This window comes from Coprococcus sp. AF16-5, assembly GCF_003479365.1.
In the GTDB taxonomy this organism is placed as follows: Bacteria; Bacillota; Clostridia; order Lachnospirales; family Lachnospiraceae; genus Coprococcus; species Coprococcus aceti.
The window spans coordinates 112,087-130,136 of record NZ_QUGZ01000003.1; the positions used below are offsets into that span (position 1 = coordinate 112,087).

The following is an 18,050-nucleotide window of genomic DNA, read 5'->3' on the forward strand; positions in this document are numbered from 1 at the left end:
TGCGTATTGCATTATATTTTTATCATTATTTTTTATATTAATGCACGCCAGATATCACTTCAGCTTGTACATCTCTCTGTAATATGTGTACATGCTCTGGAAATCTATGTTGGAATCCTTCTTCATGTTATCCAGATATTCATGTGTATCAAAGTTATCTGATTTTAACTGAAGCATTGCCACCGCCACGTTGGAACAGTGATCTGCAACTCTCTCATAGTTGTTGATAAGATTCTCCAGTGATATTCCGAGCTCAATGGTACATTTCCCCTTCTGAAGTCTCTTGATATGCTGCTTCTTAACTGCGCTGTTGAGCTCATTGATGGCTTCCTCAAGCGGCTCCACATGGGATGCCTCCTGAAGGTCTTCTTTGTCGTAAGCCTCCACAGTCATGCTGACTATGTTCTGAACTGCATCCTTGTATACACCAAGCTCTGACCTTGCCTTTTCTGAGAAGGACGCGCCCGCCTCATTCATCTTCCTGCATATATCCGCTATGGTTATGGCGTGATCCGACATTCTCTCAAGATCACCTATGACATGAAGTCCGATTGATACCTTCTGGCTATCCTCATGGGAGAGCTCCTTGCTGCTGAGCTTTACCATATAAGAACCGACCTCATCCTCATAGGTATCTATGATGCCCTCAAGATCCTCAACCTTATCCCTGACCGCTTCATCATAATTATCAACCAGTGACAGTGCCATATCAACACTGTTCTTTGAAAGCTGAGCCATGTATTTTACGACCTCTATACAGTGTCCAACAGCAAATGCTGGTTTCTCAAGGAATCTGGCATCCAGACGCTTGAGCATCTCCAGCTCTGCAGGAGTATTTTTCTCCACCTCATCCTTATCTCTGACAGTGAGCGTTGCAAGCTTCTCAAGTCCGCCTGAGAACGGAAGCAGAAGAAGTGTCGCTGCAACGTTGAACACACTGTGTACAACAGCTATACCAGCTGCATTCGCTGAATCATTCAGGAACTGGAAGTGTACAAATGAATTGACCGTGTAGAACACCACCATGAACACGACTGTTCCTATGATGTTGAAGTACAGATGCACAAACGCAGCTCTCTTGGCATTCTTCTTGGTTCCTATACATGATATCAGTGCCGTTACACAGGTTCCTATGTTTTGACCCATGATGATTGGGATCGCCGTCCCAAATGACACAGCCCCGGTTGCACACAGCGCCTGGAGTATACCTACAGACGCCGAAGAGCTCTGTATGATGGCTGTTATCAACATTCCCACAAGCATTCCAAGGAATGGATTGGAGAACATGGTGAGTATATTCGTAAATTCCGGTACATCCTTAAGCGGAGCAACCGCACCGCTCATCATCTCCATGCCAAACATGAGCACTGTAAATCCAAGAAGGATTCCACCTATATCGTGCTTCTTCTCAGACTTGGTGAACATGAGGAATATTATTCCTATTACTGCGAGTATAGGTGAAAAGGATGAGGGTTTCAACATATTAATAAATATATTGTCACTCTGTATTCCTGTAAGGCTGAGTATCCATGATGTTACTGTTGTTCCTATATTAGCACCCATGATGATACCCACTGCCTGTCTCAGCTTCATGATTCCAGAGTTTACAAGTCCAACCACCATAACCGTGGTCGCAGATGACGACTGGATCACTCCTGTCACCGCGGCGCCCAGCAGAACACCCTTTATAGGTGTGGATGTGAGCTTTTCCAGTATCTTCTCCAGCTTACCGCCAGCCGTCTTGGCAAGGCCATCTCCCATCACGTTCATTCCATACAGGAACATTGCAAGTCCGCCCAGAAGGGATAACACATTGAAAATATCCATATCTTTTGTCTCCTTATTACATTTCCAATTACTTCTGTATAAGGACTTGTATACACAATATCCCTTTTACAGCGTCTGTTTTGTCAGAGTCTATTGTAAAAGGGATATGTAAAATGTGAGATATGTGTATGTAAAATCTGTGTAAATTTAAAATCTATGTAAAATCCTGCAAAATATTTGGCACAGTTTTGTGGTATCACATAGACCTTTTTTCTGTTTTCATCTGTTTATTTGCTTCCCAGAGGCTCATTTATGAGCAGATACACCGCACTTCCAAACATTCCTACCAGGAACATGCCGTAGCCGCCACATATGAACATCAGCTTTGCTAATGATACATCTCCCAGCACAGGGATCATGTGGAGCAGCAATGCTGCAGCACATCCCGCAAGTCCGCACACTACCATGCTGACTGTTATGAAAAGTTTCATATTGCCTATACCTGTTATGTGTGACAGTTCATTTATCTTCGTACATACCCACTTCATAGAAATCACCTCTTTTCGTCCATGACTCAATCATCAGTCTATATGTTCTCCTGTTATCGAGAAGAGTACCCACTCTGATATATTCGTTGCGTGATCGCCAATCCTCTCAAGATACTTGGCAACCATAAGAAGGTCACAAGCCTGCTCTCCATCATCCGGATTCTCATGTATCATTGTGATGAGTTCATTCTTGACCTTGTCAAAAAGATCATCGACGACATCGTCATGCTCTATTACACTCTTTGCCTTTTTCTCATCTGCGTTGACATATGCCTCTATGCTTGATACCAGCATGACGATCGTCTCTTTTGCCATCTGCTGTATGTGCTCAAGCTTCTTTATATATGGTGTGCCAGCCATGCACAGTGTGAGTTCTGATATATCTGAGGCGTGATCTCCGATCCTCTCCATATCCGTTATCATCTTGAGTGCTGCGGATATATTTCTCATATCCCCGGCAACCGGCTGCTGGGTAAGGAACAGCTTGAGGCACAGATTCTCAATCTCTCTCTCCTGATGGTCGATGGCGTCATCCGCCTCGATCGCCTTCTTTGCGAGCTCTGTGTCCTGGGCCACGAGAGCCTTGATCGCTGTCTCGATCGCCTGCTCGACCATAGTTCCCATCTCTATCATCTCTGCGTGAAGCTTTCTAAGCTGCATCTCATATTTGTCTCTCATCGTGTCCCTCCTAACCAAATCTACCGGTGATGTAATCCTCTGTACGCTTGTCAGCCGGCTTGCTGAACATCTTTTCTGTCTCTGCGTACTCAACGACCTCTCCGAGAAGGAAGAACGCTGTGTTGTCCGCAACTCTGGTTGCCTGCTGCATGTTATGCGTAACCATGATAATGGTGTAATTGTCCTTCAGTTCAAGTACCAGGTCCTCTATCTTGGATGTCGATATAGGATCAAGGGCCGATGTAGGTTCATCCATGAGAAGCACCTCAGGCTCCACTGCCAGTGCTCTGGCTATACAGAGTCTCTGCTGCTGACCACCCGAAAGACCCAGGGCTGATTTCTTCAGTCTGTCCTTAAGCTCATCCCATATTGCCGCCTGTCTGAGGGATCTCTCAACTATCTCATCAAGCTTTGCTCGGTTTCTTATTCCATGGGTTCTTGGGCCATATGCTATATTGTCATAGACACTCATCGGAAAAGGATTCGGCTGCTGGAACACCATTCCAACTCTCTTTCTCAAAAGGTTAATATCCATTCCGCTGTATATATCCTCTCCATCAAGCCTCACATCACCTGTTATCTTGCATCCCTCTACCAAATCATTCATTCTGTTGAGCGACTTAAGGAATGTTGACTTACCACAACCTGATGGTCCGATAAACGCTGTAACCTCATTTGCCGGAATATCCATATCAATCCCCTTAAGGGCATGGAACTTTCCGTAATAGAGATTCAAATTTTTAACGCTGAACTTAACGTTATTATTCATCTATTTTTCTCCATTCTTAATTTGCTTTATCTGCTGCAACCCTGCCTGCAATCTTGTCGGACGCAAAGTTGATAAGCACTACAAGTACAAGAAGCACTACCGCTGTTGCATAACCCTGATCCGTGTGAAGTCCTTCTTTTGACAGAAGGTACATATGAACCGCCAGAGTTCTTGTTGAATCGGTAAGCTTTGTCGCCATCTTTGCAACCGATCCTGCTGTGTATATGAGTGCTGCCGTTTCGCCCACGATACGTCCTGTCGCAAGTATGATTCCTGACAGTATTCCAGGAACGGCACTTGGAAGCACTACTTTGAATACTGTTCTGAGCTTTCCGGCTCCCAGTCCAAAACTTCCTTCTCTATAAGACTTAGGCACTGCCATGAGTGCCTCCTCTGTGGTTCTCATTATGACCGGAAGAACCATTATCGCCAGGGTTAACGCACCTGATATGAGTGATAATCTAAGCCCACACGCATTTGTGAAAAACAGCATTCCAAATAGTCCGTATACGATCGAAGGTATTCCTGTAAGTGTCTCCGCTGTGATCCTCACTATCCCCACCAGCTTATTGCCAGTCTTCGCATATTCGACAAGATATATCGCTGCAAATATTCCTATCGGACCTGCTATCAGGAGAGACAGCAGCGTCATGTAAACCGTATTTATAAGTGCCGGCACCAGCGAACAGTTGTCCGATGTATATTCCCAGCTGAATATGTCCGCATTAAGATTTGGGATTCCCTTTACCAGTACATACACCAACAGAAATCCTATGGAGAGCACAGTTATGAGTGTCGCCAGATGTACAAAGATAAACATTATGAATGATCCCGGTCTCTTTCTGTACTCAGCCCATTTCTCAGACCATGTGCTCTTGTTTATAGCCTCTATGCTGTCCACATCAACTATGGATGAAGGATCGTCCTCAGGTGCCGTCTTTTTCGTGCTGATTATTGTATTTTTTGTTCTGTCATCGCCACATGCGACAACTGTCTTTATTCCTTCTACTCTCTCTGTCATCTATGCCACCGTCTTTCTCTTTATGATGGAGAACAGGAGGTTGATAATGAGTATGAATACGAACAGTACAACGCCCGTCGCTATCAGAGCCTGTCTGTGCAGGTCCGTCGCATATCCCATCTCCATTACTATATTTGTGGTGAGTGTTCTGACACCTCTCAGTATTCCGTCAGGCATATGGACCTGATTTCCAGCGACCATGATGACCGCCATAGTCTCTCCAACTGCACGGCCAACACCAAGGATAATCGCTGCCATAACTCCTGACTTTGCTGCAGGGACAACAGTCTTGAACACGCTTCGCTCATGTGTTGCTCCAAGTGCCAGGGCTCCCTGATAATACTTGTCAGGCACCGCTCTGATGGAAGTCTCGGATACACTGATGATCGTTGGAAGGATCATCATACCGAGAAGTACCGAAGCTGTGAGCATCGTGTTACCATTTACTCCGAATATGCTTCTGACCATTGGAACCAGCACGCACATTCCAAAGAATCCATATACAACCGAAGGTATTCCAGCCATCAGATTGATAAATGGCTTTATAACTTTATATAATCTGTCGGGACAAAACTTTGCCAGATATATCGCTGTCAGAAGTCCTATCGGAACTCCTATTATCAGTGCTCCGGCTGTTACATATATGCTTCCTAATATGAAAGGAAGAATGCCGTAGTATCCATTTGTAGGCTTCCAGATCTCACCAAGGGTGAAATCCCCGAAGCCTATCTCTTTAATGGCCGGTATTCCATTCACAAACAGGAACACACATATGAGTGCTACCGCCGCGATGGATACCAGTGCCGCTATCAGGAATACTACATGCATAATTGTTTCTTTAAGTTTATGCATAAGCTGATTACTTTACGTCCTCCCACTTTGCTGCTGAACCTGTGAATATGTCCTTGACCTGATCTACTGTGTAGTCCTCAGCAGGGTTGTTGTTATTTACTATAACTGCGATTCCGTCCATAGCTATTACAGTTGCCTTGAGACCAAGTGCTGTCTCTGTGTCCTTAAGCTCACGTGATGCCATACCTATATCGCATGTTCCATCTGATGTTGATGTGATACCTGTTGTTGAATCGCTCTCCTGAAGCTCGATGTCAGCATTTGTATTGATCGTCTTGTATGCCTCGATAAGCTTTTCCATAACAGGTGTTACTGACGATGAACCTGCAACAACGATCTTGCCCTTTGGATTTGTTGAAGTAAATGCTCCGCTGTTTGCAACCTCGATGTACTTATTTGCTGATATGATCTTCTGTCCATCCTCGCTCATGATATAGTTGATAAAATCCTGTGCAACATCGCTGATGCCATCCTTTGTAACGATGTTGAATGGTCTTGAGAGGGTGTATGAACCATTGTTGATGTTCTCCTCACTTGCCTCAACTCCACCGATCTTGAGTGCCTTTACTGTATCGTTGAGTGCTCCGAGAGATATGTAACCAATTGCATAATCATCTCCTGCTACTGTTGTGAGTACGACCTCTGTGCTGTTGCATGTGATGGCATTTGTTGTTGTGTTGTCGACCTTATTGCCATCTGCATCCTTCTCCTCAACTCCTGTGAGCTCTACGAATGCTCCTCTTGTTCCTGAGCCTTCCTCTCTTGATACTACTGATATATCCTGTGCTGCATCGAATCCGCCATCTGCGCTCTTTGATGAATTATTTCCACAGCCTGCAAGACTTCCTACCATAAGTGCTGCTCCAAGTGTAACTGCCAATACTTTCTTTAATTTAACCATTTTCTTTTTCTCCTTACTTTGTCCATATTCTTTCTTGGAACATCAGCCATGCAAAATCGCTTTATGGTATGGCTGATGCTACATAACAAGTTTTCTACGAAAACTTATTACATGTATTCTGGAACATCAGCCATGCAAAATCGCCTATCGGCGATGGCTGATGCTGCATAACAATTTTCTCCGAAAATTGTTACATGTGCCGGTTATCTCTTGAACCGGTCTTTGCAAATATTGTATTATTGGGACATATCATTCTTTGCTTATTTCCCGGAAAAGAACTCGCGCGCCTTTTGTTCTTTTCTTTGAACTATAATAAATGGCATAAGTAAAATACATAACCAACGCTATGTAAATTGAATGTAAAGTCGGCGTTAATCAATGCATGCTGAATGTACAGCAAATAATCTGCCATAACTTATAAATTGCAACCAGAAAGTGGGATAAATATACATGACAAATACCAGTTTAGAAGTAATAGGATATGTGAGATGTGACTATAAAGAAAAGTTCGGCATTCCAAGGCAAAGCGGTCTGACAGACTGCGCCACCGCTTTTATAGAGATGCTTCCACCGTACAATCAGGCAGAGGCGTTCAGAGGACTTGACGGATTCTCCCACATATGGCTGCTGTGGGACTTCTCCAGGGCTCACAAGAATGGTTTTACCGCAACAGTAAAACCCCCAAAGCTGGGTGGTAACCAGCGGATGGGGGTTTTTGCCACCAGATCACCTTTCAGGCCGAACAACATCGGACTGTCGTCGGTGAAGCTTCTGGACATTATATATAATGAAGAAACTGGCTGTGTACACGGGCTTGTGGTGTCAGGAGCCGATATACTGGATGGTACACCGGTGTACGACATCAAGCCTTATCTGCCATACACAGACAGCCACCCGGAGGCGACCGGGGGCTGGACGGACCCTCTTGATATTCCGGAGCTGTCAGTACGTTTCTCTGACGATATCGCCACCAAACTTGAAACGATATTTTCAAATACACAGATTGAGGCCCTGAAAGAGATACTTGCGCAGGATCCAAGGCCTGGCTATCAGGATGAACCGAATAGACGCTATGGAATGCTGTACGGCGGATACGATATAAGGTTTACAATATCTGGTGACACTCTTACCATATGCGAAGTGGCTGAGCCCGGACCACAATGATACAAAAAGGCATTTTACCGGCATGTAGCTGAAAAATCATGATATTTTCTCATCATCCTGGCAGTGACGCTCCTCTCCTCAAAGCTGATATTTCCCAGTATTTTCACCGGCATGACCCCCATCAAGGAATTGGTCACAAAGCATTCCTGATATGATGACAGTTCATCAGGGAATATCACCGTCTGCGTGACCGCCTCTGATTCACAGATATACCCCCTTACTGTTCCAGGCAGAAGACCTGAGTCTATCGCGGGTGTGTATATCCTGCCATCTCTCACAAAAAATATATTGCTCACCGTACCCTCGCATATCTGTCCCTTTGTATTCAGGAAGATCCGTTCATCCATTCCAGCTTTCCTAGACCGCCTTTTTTCAAGAATGCAGTCTCCGTAATTCATGGTTTTATGATATACGAACGGCGACGTCTCATTTCTTCTAACATTACTTATGTCCATTGCAAACCCCCGTTCGTATATATCCGTGGTGTATGGATTATCTCTCATTGAAAAAACCACATTTTTCTGAGTCAGCATGATCTTTAACGCACATCTCCTCATATGACCTGATCGATCTCTGTAATCATGCTCACTCATCCACTTTCTCAGATATTCCAGCACAGCTATCCTGTCTATGCCCCGTTCTGCTGGCATGCCAAGATCCAGGAATCTTGCAGCATCTTCCAGGCGTCTCAGATGCCTGTCAAGAAATATCAGCCTGCCGTCAACCACACTTATAGTTTCAAATGCTCCAAGACCAAATTGAAAGCAATCATCCATTTTTACATTCATTTTACATTTCTCCCATTTTCATCATTTTCAAATGCTACTGCAATGCACTGAGTATTGCTTTTGCCTTATCCCGTGTCTCTTCATACTCTGCACCAGGATCTGAATCGGCAGTAATACCGCCTCCAACGCCTAGATAATACCTGCCGTTTCTGTACAATACAGTTCTTATCACTATATTAAAATCACATTTTCCATCCAATGTAATATAACCAATAGAGCCGGTGTAAATATTTCTCTTCCCGCATTCAAGTTCATCTGTAATCTCCATAGCCCTGCGTTTCGGCGCTCCTGTAACAGAACCACCCGGAAATGCCGCAGCAAGAAGAGACATCACATCTTCCCCATCCTGCAGCATACCTTCAACATTTGCCACCTGATGGAAAACAGTCGCATAATCTTCTATCGAAAACAGTTCAGTCACTTTTACGCTTCCCGGTCTGCACACATGGTTCAGGTCATTCCTCTCAAGATCTACAATCATCAGGAGTTCACTCTTTTCCTTCTGTGATTTCTCAAGCTCCCTCCTGAGTGCCTCATCCTCCCTGTCAGTCTCTCCCCGTCTCCTCGTCCCCTTTATCGGCCGGGTGTACACACGACGATCCTTTATCTGCATAAACCGTTCAGGAGAGGCGCTCACTATCTGATAATCTCCCAGATCAAGATATCCACCAAATGGCGACGGATTGCTAACTCTCAGGTCATGGAACACGTCCAGAGGCTTTTTATCGCTGTCGACAATTATATGCCTTGTCATATTTGCAACATATACATCCCCCTCGGTTATATAATCCTTCAGTCTTCTTACAGAGTGCTCATACTCTTCCCTGCTGCATTCTTCGTACACATTCAAGTTATACTTCTTCCTCTTTTGTACAGCTTCACTCGTCCTGTCAATTATATTGCCATTTTCCCGATCATCCCTGCCGCAATACTTCTCTATATCATTCTCCATTACATCAATATTTGACTGTGCATCACCTGTCATCCCATTTGCCACAAGATATGTCTCTTTTTTTAGGCAATCTTCAACAACAAAACAGTCATAGAATGTCATAACTGCCTCTGGAACAGACACAAGGTCTTCATTGATGGAATCAAGCCCCATCCTATCCATTCCATAATCGTAGGATACATACCCTATCGCTCCTGATACGATTGGCAAATCCTCCGAACTCTTATCCATATGCTGTACAAGATACTGTCTCATATATTCTTCAAATGTTATATTCTTTTCAGAATCTCCATTAACCTCAAATGTATCCCCATTCTTAACAAGCCTGAGATACGGGCATCTCCCTATGATCGAATAGTGTCCCAGATTATTCACAAGGGATGAGTCAAGAAATGCTATTCCTGTCTCATCCTCATATATTTCAAAAACATCAGCTGCACACACATATCTGTCAAGTTTTTTTAGCACTCGCCTCATATTTCTCATATATGACTCCTTATCTGCAATTAAATTTCTCCGCCGCTATACAAAAATTATACAATATATCATGACCATACTCCGTAAGTACCGCTTCTGGGTGAAACTGCACCCCGTACAACGGCAGCCTTCTGTGTGATATTCCCATAACTGCACCATCCTCGGATATAGCATCCACCTGGTAATCATCCGGCAGACTACTGCCATTTATTACCAATGAGTGGTACCTTGTGACATGAAAGCTTTCCGGCAGCCGCGCGAACAGACCTGTTCCACAGGTATGTATCTCTGTCACCTTTCCATGCATTGGCATCTTTCCTTTTTCAACAATGGCGCCCGCACAATACCCAAGTATCTGATGTCCAAGGCAAACTCCAAGTATCGGAATCTTTCCCTTATACATGTTCACAACATCCACACACATTTTTGCCTCCCATGGCCGCCCAGGTCCCGGTGAAAGTATTATGCCCTCCGGCTCCAGATCTTCCACATCATGCAGAGATATCCGATCGCACCTTTTTACGGTCACACATCTTCCCATCTCTTCAAAATACGCCTTCAGGTTATACACAAATGAATCAAAATTGTCTATCATCAGATACATGCACTTCTCCTTATCCGCAATCACTATAAAACACAAAAAGGATAACAGCCGGCATGCCAAAGCATGCACAGTCGTTATCCTTTTCGGTCCGTAATCTGCACGTTATTTTTATCTTTGATTTTTACAGATTCTAACATATCTGACCGCAGAAAGCAAATGCCTTTGCTACTTTTGCGCAGTCTCACTATGCAATGCGCCTACTGACGTGCCCTCTCATAGGCATCTGCATACTGCTGTTCCTGATACGCTGCTTGATCTTATCATCATATATAGGTGTAGCAACCTCCACACGGCGGAGAGTGTTACGTGTCATAAAATCTGCTGAAGCTATATATATCTTGTCTCTGTCAGGAGTTCCGAAGATATATATTCTTGAGTGCTCAAGGAAACGTCCGACAATACTTCTTATATGTATGTTCTCCGTCTCGCCGGGGATTTCCGCCAGCAGACAGCATATTCCTCTGACTATAAGTTCAACCTTAACTCCCGCATTTGATGCCTCAACCTGCTTGATGTGACATGAATTAGCGCATATATATCAAGTTAATCACTTGATAACAAATAAAAAAGAGGTCTCCACGTTCTGATGCGCACCCGGAATTCCAGATGTATTCCAGTTACATTGATTGGGAGAACCTCTTTTTTATTTTCTTATATTATTCTCTTCTAATTGTGCTCTGGCACTACAGCATAGAACACCAGATCCTCATCGCCGTTGTTCTTCAGACTATGGCTGTGTCCCGGCGGGCAATAATGGCAGTCGCCCGGATTGAGTATCTCCATGGTATCGTCATACTCCATGGTTCCAACTCCTGAGATGATAAATATGATCTCGCTGTTGGTGTCATGTGTGTGCAGGCCAATGGAGCTTCCTGCTGGAAGTGTTGCCCTCATGATCTTGTTGTAATTGCCTACGTGCATGCGTGGCTTGAATACGCCTTCGCCACCCTTAAAGTTCTGAATATTCTGCTCCTCAAGGGAATCGAATGATATCTTCATCTGTTGTCCTCCTTACGAAAAATACGAAAAAATCCTGCAAACGCATGAAATGCGCTCCGCGCGGCGTCTGCGTGCTATGTCGTCAAGTGCACCACACTCTCAAGAAGTCTGTCACAGGCTTCCTCTATTATATCTTCTTCTATACCCGAATAATTGATAACCAGCGTGTGGCTGTCCTCCTGCTCTTTTCCGTGGCAGTACTGGCTGAGGCTGGATATGTTGATTCCTGCCGCGGCAGCCCTGTCCACCATCTCTCTGTCCGTGTATGACGTGTCGATCTCCATAAGGAAATGAAGACCTGCATTCTCTTCCTTTATCGTTACCTGTGGATACAGCCTGTGACTCCTGATACAACCAAGTATCCTGTCCCTGCTGTTCCTGTAAAACTTTCTCATCCTGTTGATGTGCTTTTCCAGATACCCCTCCTGGATAAACCTTGTGAGTGTATACTGATCAAAATTCGACACCGTACACGCATAAAAGCTTAGTATATGATTATACCTTACCATGAGCGGTATTGGCAATACCATGTAGCTTATTCGTATGGTTGATGACAAACTTTTTGAAAATGTATTCATGTATATGACCTTATCTGAGGCATCTATACTCTGAAGTGCTGGGATCGGATTGCCCACCAGACGGAATTCACTGTCATATTCATCCTCTATGATATATCTGCCCTTCTGCTTTGCCGCCCAGCCCAGCAGTTCATATCTCCTGCTCGCCGGAGTGACAGTTCCCGTAGGGAAATGGTGTGACGGTGATATATGCACCACATCAGCCCCGGACCGCTCTAGCGAATCTATGTTGACACCGCTCTCATCCATGTCTATATAACAGCATTTCACTTGATATGCATCGTATATGTGCTGTATCTTCTGATATCCCGGATTCTCCACACCGTATACGCTGTCCCTGCCGAGAAGCTGTATGATAAGACCATACAGATATTCCGTTCCCGCGCCGACTATGATCTGGTTTGGGCTTACAGACATCCCCCTGAACTGATAGAGATAATCCGCAATGGCCTTTCTGAGTTCAAATATCCCACCAGACGGCGATCTCTTCATAAGCTTTTCCCGGTCATCCATCATCGTCTCCCTCATGAGCTTCGTCCATGTCGAAAATGGGAAGTTCTCACTGAGGGTGGAATTGTTCACAAAGTCGGCAAAGAACCTGTTCTGGTCAGAGGCTTCTGCGTGTTCCCTGATCACATGAGTATGCTCTGTCACATGGTCTTCCGGTCGACTGGTATAGCAGGCATTGCTCACTCCCACAACATCCGCATCCTCAGCCTTCACGTCACACACATAGAACCCGCTCTTCGGCTTGGAATAAATATATCCCTCAGCCAAGAGCTGACTGTATGCGTTTTCCACTGTGACGACGCTCACATTCAGATGAGCTGCAAGCGCCCTCTTTGACGGCAGCTTCTCATGGGCTTTAAGATTTCCCATCAATATGTCATTTTTTATCTCTTTGTACAAATGCTCATAGAGGAAATCCATCCCTCTGTCGTCAAATGAATATGTAAGCATCCACTACTCTCCCAATACTATATCAACGATCTTCTGTGTGTCATGTATGACAAATGGTGCGCCAAGGCTCATGATAAACTCCTCGTCTCTGAATCCCCAGCCGACCATGATGACATCCGTTCCAGAATTTCTTGCTGTGGCAAGATCCACATCAGAGTCACCTATATATACGACATCCTTCTTCTCAAGACCAAGCGTTCTGAGGCACTCCTCCACCATGTCAGGTGCCGGTTTCTTGGCTATGCCAGACTTCTCACCAAGTGCGAAATCAAACATTCCCGGGAAATAGTCAACACACAGATCCTGGACTGCGAAATCCGCCTTGTTGGACACAACCGCAGTCTTCACACCTGCTGCCCTGAGCTTTGCGATGGCATCATGTATTCCGTCATATGGTCTGGTCTTGATGGCACTGTGCTCCTTATAATAAGAAGCAAATGTATCAAACACCTTATCTATCGTTGCCACATCAGTTCCCGCCGGCACAGCTCTCTCAATGAGCTTTCGTATGCCATTTCCAACAAATCTTCTAACCTCATCTATAGTTCTCTCAGGGAATCCATGATGAGAAAGCGCATAGTTTGTACTGTCTGTCAGGTCCTCCAGAGTATTGAGTATTGTTCCGTCCATATCAAATATCGCTGCCTTGTATCTCATGTCATACATCTCCTTGTCTTATTTGTAATTATGCTTATTCCCATTATAATCTGTGAGTTAAGGTTGTCAATCAACAATGACGCCACAAAAAATCCGGCACAGGAGGGAGGTTCCTGTGCCGGTCATCAACACTACGAAATGTATTTAGTCAGCAGACGCATTATATGCGCTTCGCGCGGCGTCTACATGCTTTGTGAAGTATTATTCAATTGTTATATACTTTGACTTTGGCTCCTCTGGTTTCTTTTCAATCTTTGGAACTGTGAGCTTAAGGACACCGTCCTCAAACTTAGCCTTGATATCCTCCTGTGTCAGATCCTTGCCTACATAGAAGGTTCTGCTTCCTGAGCCGCTGTAACGCTCTCTTCTAATGTATCTACTCTTCTTGTCCTCTTCCTTTGTCTCGCTCTTTGTTGTAGCGTTCACGATCAGGTAACCGTCCTTGAGCTCAATCTTCACATTCTCTTTCTTCACTCCCGGAAGATTCATCTCTACTGTATAATCACTTTCACTTTCTGTTACATCAGCCTGCATAAATCCATTCATCTGTGTCTGCTTTGGTGCTGTGTAAGTCCTCTCTGGATATCCAAAGAAATCATCTAAAAAGCTGTCTCCAATAATACTAGGCATTAACATAAGTCATCTCTCCTTCCAATATCTATCCCCTCTGCCTTTATCACATCAGGTATATATATGTTAATAATTTCGTTTTCTTTTCAAAGGATCGCTTCAAGGCTTATCGTTAATTTCTATTTAGAAGCTCTTTCCTTTGACTGATTATGTTATACCACTTCTGTTAGCACTCGTCAACACAGAGTGCTAATAAATTTTGTGAAAAAATTGTGAAATCATATAAATAATACAACTAGACCTTAATGAAACTTAGCAAAACATAAATTTAATGTATTTTATATCTTTGCCCAAAAAGAAAGTCACTGTAAAACATACAATTCCTTGGTTTACAGTGACTTTCTTCATATTTTTCTATTAAATTCTTCTGCCCTGTTTATATCAGCGAAACTTAGCGAAACTTAAATTAAGCCCAATACGGAATATACTTTTTATATCTTAGTGCTGTATCCGAATCCATTACTTTAATATACCCGGCTTCAACAGCACTGGTAAGAAGTCTCGATGCCTTAGCCTTCTCCTTTTCTCCCAAGCCAAATATTTTTCGAATATCTGAATTAGAAATACCTTCAAAATTGACATATACTAAGCACGCCTGCATATAACAGGTTCTTATACGATCTTCTTTCGTAGTCAATTCAAATGGCACTTTTGCAAACAATATTGCCTTTGTGAATTGATTATTCTGATTTTCAATTCTCGGAGCAAGCAGCTCATTCTTACCGGTTGCCTCTACTATCTTATCATAACCACTTCCTCGTTCCTCGCAAATACCACATTTGTGCATAAACCCTGCAATATTTTCATTCCTGGATACCGGAACTGAGTCCACAATTCTTTCGATTGCAACCAATGGCGCTCCTGCATTCGAGAATTCAATTCGATTTTTAAACACATCCACCATCGGATTCGTACCCCTTTGCTGAAGATCCTGATGTATCATTGCATTTGCCAGCAGCTCACGAATAGCAATTTCTGGGAAACTGACTACTGATTTTCTCGTAGCATCCACAATAACTTCTTCCTGTGTAATAATGGTCATAATATACTGCACGATTTCTTCATGTTAAAATACGTAGCCTGCACAAAATTCTTTCTCTCTTATAGCATCCAGCCTGGAGTTTTCTTTATACCATACCACTCTGACAGTTCTTCTATGCAAAAATTCAAATTTCTTTAAATCTTTTGCAATCATCAAAGCACCCATCGCTATTCGCAGTTCATATGGGGTGTAATCAAATGTTCTCCACAATTCTCTTTCTTTGTCCAGATACTCTTTTAAGTTCTTTTTGTTTGTTCCAGTTCTTATATATTCCCCACCAGCAAACTGCACCGGTTGTTTCTCTGCGCAGGGAATATCCATCAACACAATGGTACCTTCATCCATCGGAACTTCAAAAAAGCGAAAATTAATCCTTGGTGAAAGCATCCTGGAAAGCCATGCTTCCAACTCTTCATTCCCCTTTTTCATTTTGCGATACTGAAATTCAGTGCCTACAATTTTGTGCGTTGCATCACCTCTTTAAACTTATATTATTTCATTCTCTATGCAATACATTATATTTTTTATTTGTCCACAATTAATATTATATTTTACAGAACTAAAAAATGATGTCAATGCACACATCACACATAGAACACTTCTTCATCCTCCAGCCTGATACACGCAAGTCTTGCATTCTTTCTTGTGCCCCTCATCCAGCAGCCGCAGTCTATGTCATAGAACAATATATCACGTTCTTTATCGTACATGCGGAACACACGCCCATTGTTCCATGCAAACTCACCTTCCTTGACTGTCGGTGTATGACCGGCGATTATCGTACTATGGCACATACCGCCAACGGTATACCCATCATACCTGGCATTCATATAGAATTCTTCCCTTGAACTGTACTTTGCTTTAAGCTCCGGTGTGTCAAGCTTTCTTATATATCCGGCATGGACTACTATACATTTTCTGCCATTCACATCCATATCGTAGTAATATGGCATGTGCTTTATCCTCTCCGCCCATGCAGAGAGCTGTGAAAATGTGTATCCGGATTCTATCAGTTCATTCACCGTTCCGCATCGGTCAAACCTTACACTGTCATCACGACCTGCGAGCCTGCTCATAGACTTGTACAAAACCTTTGTATCCTTCAGGTCCTCCACGTCAAGATCCATTTTATAGCTGATAATTCTCATCGCCTCTATGTTCTGAACAAAATCCTCGTCATGGTTTCCCCGAATCAGAATGACATTTGCCGGCGCACGCATAATCCACTCCAGCATATCAGCATTCTTCGGTCCTTTATCTATATAATCTCCCGCACATATCAACGTATCCCCATCGCCGAATTGTATCTTTTCGAGCATCTTCTGCAGCTCATCGTAGCATCCGTGGATGTCCGATATAACGTAACTACTCATTTCCAGTCTCCTTTTATACAAACAAACCTTTACTCACAACAGACTTATGGTATTACCTTCATGTAAAAGTCGATACCGCGCAGATGTAAATTGTGGGTAAACGTATGATAATTATACACCCGATGTCTCAGCAAATGGGCATAAAAACAGTCATCTGCCCCTATATTTTTTTGTTATTCACATCAAATTAAACAGTCTTAATTACTTTCTTTCATTTTTCCTGTACCATATATTTCTGATAAATACATACAAAGGAGATTAACTATGGACACCATGAAAACATCTATAAAAAACTACTTGGAATACTGTGACAAACAGAAATGCCTAGATGAAAAGACCTTGAAAGCATATAAGATTGATTTAAATCAATTCGTAAGCTATATTTGCTCATCTGACATCACTGACATTTCCACAAATATATTGGAGGAATACATCGGAATACTTAATAACACATATAAACCCAAGACTGTAAAAAGGAAAATCGCATCTGCTAAGGCTTTTTTTCATTATCTTGAATACAAAGAAATTCTGAATAACAATCCATTTAATAAATTGCAGCTTAAATTTCGCGAACCCATAATATTGCCCAAAACAATTCCAATTCGCACCATTGAAATATTTTTGTCTACTATTTATGAACAACTTAATTGTGCCAAAACCACCTACCAAAGAAGAAATTCTCTGAGGGACGCCGCTGTTATCGAGCTTTTATTTGCAACTGGCATGAGAATTTCTGAGCTTTGTGCACTAAAAATCAATGATATCAACCTATATGATGGAAGTATCCTTATATATGGCAAGGGCGATAAGGAGCGACGAATTCAGATAGGAAGTCCTTCTGTTATAAATATACTGAATAAATACAAAGTTGATTTTCATTCGGAAATAGTAAATTGCAATCACTTTTTTGCAAATCAATCTGGTCGACCTCTGACCGATCAGGCTGTACGCAGAATGATAAATAAATATACTTCACTTGCCGCTATTGATCTACACATCACCCCACATATGTTCAGACATACTTTTGCCACCAGCCTGCTGGACGCTGATGTAGATATCCGCTATATTCAGGAAATGCTTGGACACAGTTCTATCAATATTACCGAAATATACACTCACGTTACATTGGCAAAGCAACGAAGTATCTTGGCAACTAAGCATCCAAGAAATAATTTTAATATTTGAATGCTGAAAATCTTACCAACTATTTCTCTCTACGTTCTGGTACATTTAATGGATAATTCTATATTATCATTCATAAAGCGGCTCAAATATTTAGCACATAAAGGA

The 18,050-nt window shown here is 43.0% G+C and carries 18 protein-coding genes and 2 pseudogenes; 2 read left to right on the forward strand and 18 right to left on the reverse strand.

The annotated features are described in order from the left end of the window. Positions 1–54: 54 nt before the first annotated feature. The 7 genes from DWW70_RS09150 to DWW70_RS09180 form a co-directional block, all read right to left on the reverse strand. Positions 55–1,827, reverse strand: coding sequence for a Na/Pi cotransporter family protein (locus DWW70_RS09150; RefSeq protein WP_118649705.1), 1,773 nt, complete (start codon positions 1,825–1,827; stop codon positions 55–57). 227 nt (positions 1,828–2,054) lie between these two features. After that, positions 2,055–2,315 carry a hypothetical protein gene (locus tag DWW70_RS09155; protein ID WP_118649706.1) on the reverse strand — a complete coding sequence of 87 codons (261 nt, stop codon included), beginning with the start codon at positions 2,313–2,315 and terminating at the stop codon, positions 2,055–2,057. A 33-nt stretch (positions 2,316–2,348) separates the two neighbouring features. Further along, the gene (phoU, locus tag DWW70_RS09160) at positions 2,349–2,993 is read right to left on the reverse strand and encodes a phosphate signaling complex protein PhoU (protein WP_118649707.1); all 645 of its coding nucleotides are present in this window, start codon (positions 2,991–2,993) and stop codon (positions 2,349–2,351) included. Positions 2,994–3,003: 10 nt separating this feature from the next. Further along, positions 3,004–3,762: a phosphate ABC transporter ATP-binding protein PstB gene (gene pstB / locus DWW70_RS09165; RefSeq protein WP_118649708.1), complete on the reverse strand. Its 759-nt coding sequence runs from the start codon at positions 3,760–3,762 to the stop codon at positions 3,004–3,006. A gap of 16 nt (positions 3,763–3,778) precedes the next feature. Then, positions 3,779–4,783 carry a phosphate ABC transporter permease PstA gene (gene pstA, locus DWW70_RS09170; RefSeq protein ID WP_243017702.1) on the reverse strand — a complete coding sequence of 335 codons (1,005 nt, stop codon included), beginning with the start codon at positions 4,781–4,783 and terminating at the stop codon, positions 3,779–3,781. Beyond that, positions 4,784–5,635 carry a phosphate ABC transporter permease subunit PstC gene (pstC, locus tag DWW70_RS09175; RefSeq protein ID WP_118017293.1) on the reverse strand — a complete coding sequence of 284 codons (852 nt, stop codon included), beginning with the start codon at positions 5,633–5,635 and terminating at the stop codon, positions 4,784–4,786. It abuts the gene before it with no gap. A gap of 7 nt (positions 5,636–5,642) precedes the next feature. Then, complete coding sequence (locus tag DWW70_RS09180) at positions 5,643–6,536, reverse strand: substrate-binding domain-containing protein (protein WP_118649709.1); 894 nt, start codon at positions 6,534–6,536, stop codon at positions 5,643–5,645. Positions 6,537–6,986: 450 nt separating this feature from the next. On the opposite strand from DWW70_RS09180, the gene tsaA reads away from it, so the two are divergent. Next, complete coding sequence (tsaA, locus tag DWW70_RS09185) at positions 6,987–7,700, forward strand: tRNA (N6-threonylcarbamoyladenosine(37)-N6)-methyltransferase TrmO (RefSeq protein ID WP_118649710.1); 714 nt, start codon at positions 6,987–6,989, stop codon at positions 7,698–7,700. Between the two features lie 14 nt (positions 7,701–7,714). On the opposite strand, the gene DWW70_RS09190 is transcribed toward tsaA, so the two are convergent. The 11 genes and pseudogenes from DWW70_RS09190 to DWW70_RS09235 form a co-directional block, all read right to left on the reverse strand. Next, positions 7,715–8,488 (reverse strand): aminotransferase class IV, encoded by a 774-nt coding sequence (locus DWW70_RS09190; RefSeq protein ID WP_118649711.1) that lies wholly within the window; start codon positions 8,486–8,488, stop codon positions 7,715–7,717. A 34-nt stretch (positions 8,489–8,522) separates the two neighbouring features. Beyond that, positions 8,523–9,926, reverse strand: a complete 1,404-nt coding sequence (pabB, locus tag DWW70_RS09195) for an aminodeoxychorismate synthase component I (protein ID WP_118649712.1) — start codon at positions 9,924–9,926, stop codon at positions 8,523–8,525. A 10-nt stretch (positions 9,927–9,936) separates the two neighbouring features. Then, positions 9,937–10,521, reverse strand: a complete 585-nt coding sequence (locus tag DWW70_RS09200) for an anthranilate synthase component II (RefSeq protein WP_015533771.1) — start codon at positions 10,519–10,521, stop codon at positions 9,937–9,939. Between the two features lie 235 nt (positions 10,522–10,756). Next, positions 10,757–11,032 (reverse strand): annotated as a pseudogene (locus DWW70_RS09205) (polyphosphate kinase 1); the annotation flags it as partial. 155 nt (positions 11,033–11,187) lie between these two features. Then, positions 11,188–11,520, reverse strand: coding sequence for a cupin domain-containing protein (locus DWW70_RS09210; protein WP_004850052.1), 333 nt, complete (start codon positions 11,518–11,520; stop codon positions 11,188–11,190). A 74-nt stretch (positions 11,521–11,594) separates the two neighbouring features. Beyond that, positions 11,595–13,058 (reverse strand): MocR-like pyridoxine biosynthesis transcription factor PdxR, encoded by a 1,464-nt coding sequence (pdxR, locus tag DWW70_RS09215; RefSeq protein ID WP_117550735.1) that lies wholly within the window; start codon positions 13,056–13,058, stop codon positions 11,595–11,597. A 3-nt stretch (positions 13,059–13,061) separates the two neighbouring features. Next, entirely contained in the window at positions 13,062–13,715 is a 654-nt protein-coding gene (locus tag DWW70_RS09220) for an HAD family hydrolase (protein ID WP_330410626.1), read from the reverse strand. Positions 13,716–13,916: 201 nt separating this feature from the next. After that, complete coding sequence (locus DWW70_RS09225; protein ID WP_117550739.1) at positions 13,917–14,351, reverse strand: Hsp20/alpha crystallin family protein; 435 nt, start codon at positions 14,349–14,351, stop codon at positions 13,917–13,919. A gap of 400 nt (positions 14,352–14,751) precedes the next feature. Then, positions 14,752–15,357 carry an ATP-binding protein gene (locus DWW70_RS15170; protein WP_242992688.1) on the reverse strand — a complete coding sequence of 202 codons (606 nt, stop codon included), beginning with the start codon at positions 15,355–15,357 and terminating at the stop codon, positions 14,752–14,754. A 54-nt stretch (positions 15,358–15,411) separates the two neighbouring features. Beyond that, positions 15,412–15,849 (reverse strand): annotated as a pseudogene (locus DWW70_RS15175) (ATP-binding protein); the annotation flags it as partial. Positions 15,850–15,971: 122 nt separating this feature from the next. After that, positions 15,972–16,760: a metallophosphoesterase gene (locus DWW70_RS09235; protein ID WP_117550741.1), complete on the reverse strand. Its 789-nt coding sequence runs from the start codon at positions 16,758–16,760 to the stop codon at positions 15,972–15,974. A 264-nt stretch (positions 16,761–17,024) separates the two neighbouring features. On the opposite strand from DWW70_RS09235, the gene DWW70_RS09240 reads away from it, so the two are divergent. After that, positions 17,025–17,945, forward strand: coding sequence for a tyrosine-type recombinase/integrase (locus DWW70_RS09240; protein WP_118649714.1), 921 nt, complete (start codon positions 17,025–17,027; stop codon positions 17,943–17,945). Positions 17,946–18,050 lie beyond the last annotated feature (105 nt).

What these genes read in the sequence shown, in the direction of transcription:
- DWW70_RS09150 (WP_118649705.1), bottom strand. Translation starts at nt 1,827, where the DNA reads ATGGATATTTTCAATGTGTTATCCCTTCTGGGCGGACTTGCAATGTTC.
- DWW70_RS09155 (WP_118649706.1), bottom strand. Translation starts at nt 2,315, where the DNA reads ATGAAGTGGGTATGTACGAAGATAAATGAACTGTCACACATAACAGGT.
- phoU (WP_118649707.1), bottom strand. Translation starts at nt 2,993, where the DNA reads ATGAGAGACAAATATGAGATGCAGCTTAGAAAGCTTCACGCAGAGATG.
- pstB (WP_118649708.1), bottom strand. Translation starts at nt 3,762, where the DNA reads ATGAATAATAACGTTAAGTTCAGCGTTAAAAATTTGAATCTCTATTAC.
- pstA (WP_243017702.1), bottom strand. Translation starts at nt 4,783, where the DNA reads ATGACAGAGAGAGTAGAAGGAATAAAGACAGTTGTCGCATGTGGCGAT.
- pstC (WP_118017293.1), bottom strand. Translation starts at nt 5,635, where the DNA reads ATGCATAAACTTAAAGAAACAATTATGCATGTAGTATTCCTGATAGCG.
- DWW70_RS09180 (WP_118649709.1), bottom strand. Translation starts at nt 6,536, where the DNA reads ATGGTTAAATTAAAGAAAGTATTGGCAGTTACACTTGGAGCAGCACTT.
- tsaA (WP_118649710.1), top strand. Translation starts at nt 6,987, where the DNA reads ATGACAAATACCAGTTTAGAAGTAATAGGATATGTGAGATGTGACTAT.
- DWW70_RS09190 (WP_118649711.1), bottom strand. Translation starts at nt 8,488, where the DNA reads ATGAATGTAAAAATGGATGATTGCTTTCAATTTGGTCTTGGAGCATTT.
- pabB (WP_118649712.1), bottom strand. Translation starts at nt 9,926, where the DNA reads ATGAGAAATATGAGGCGAGTGCTAAAAAAACTTGACAGATATGTGTGT.
- DWW70_RS09200 (WP_015533771.1), bottom strand. Translation starts at nt 10,521, where the DNA reads ATGTATCTGATGATAGACAATTTTGATTCATTTGTGTATAACCTGAAG.
- DWW70_RS09210 (WP_004850052.1), bottom strand. Translation starts at nt 11,520, where the DNA reads ATGAAGATATCATTCGATTCCCTTGAGGAGCAGAATATTCAGAACTTT.
- pdxR (WP_117550735.1), bottom strand. Translation starts at nt 13,058, where the DNA reads ATGCTTACATATTCATTTGACGACAGAGGGATGGATTTCCTCTATGAG.
- DWW70_RS09220 (WP_330410626.1), bottom strand. Translation starts at nt 13,715, where the DNA reads ATGAGATACAAGGCAGCGATATTTGATATGGACGGAACAATACTCAAT.
- DWW70_RS09225 (WP_117550739.1), bottom strand. Translation starts at nt 14,351, where the DNA reads ATGTTAATGCCTAGTATTATTGGAGACAGCTTTTTAGATGATTTCTTT.
- DWW70_RS09235 (WP_117550741.1), bottom strand. Translation starts at nt 16,760, where the DNA reads ATGAGTAGTTACGTTATATCGGACATCCACGGATGCTACGATGAGCTG.
- DWW70_RS09240 (WP_118649714.1), top strand. Translation starts at nt 17,025, where the DNA reads ATGGACACCATGAAAACATCTATAAAAAACTACTTGGAATACTGTGAC.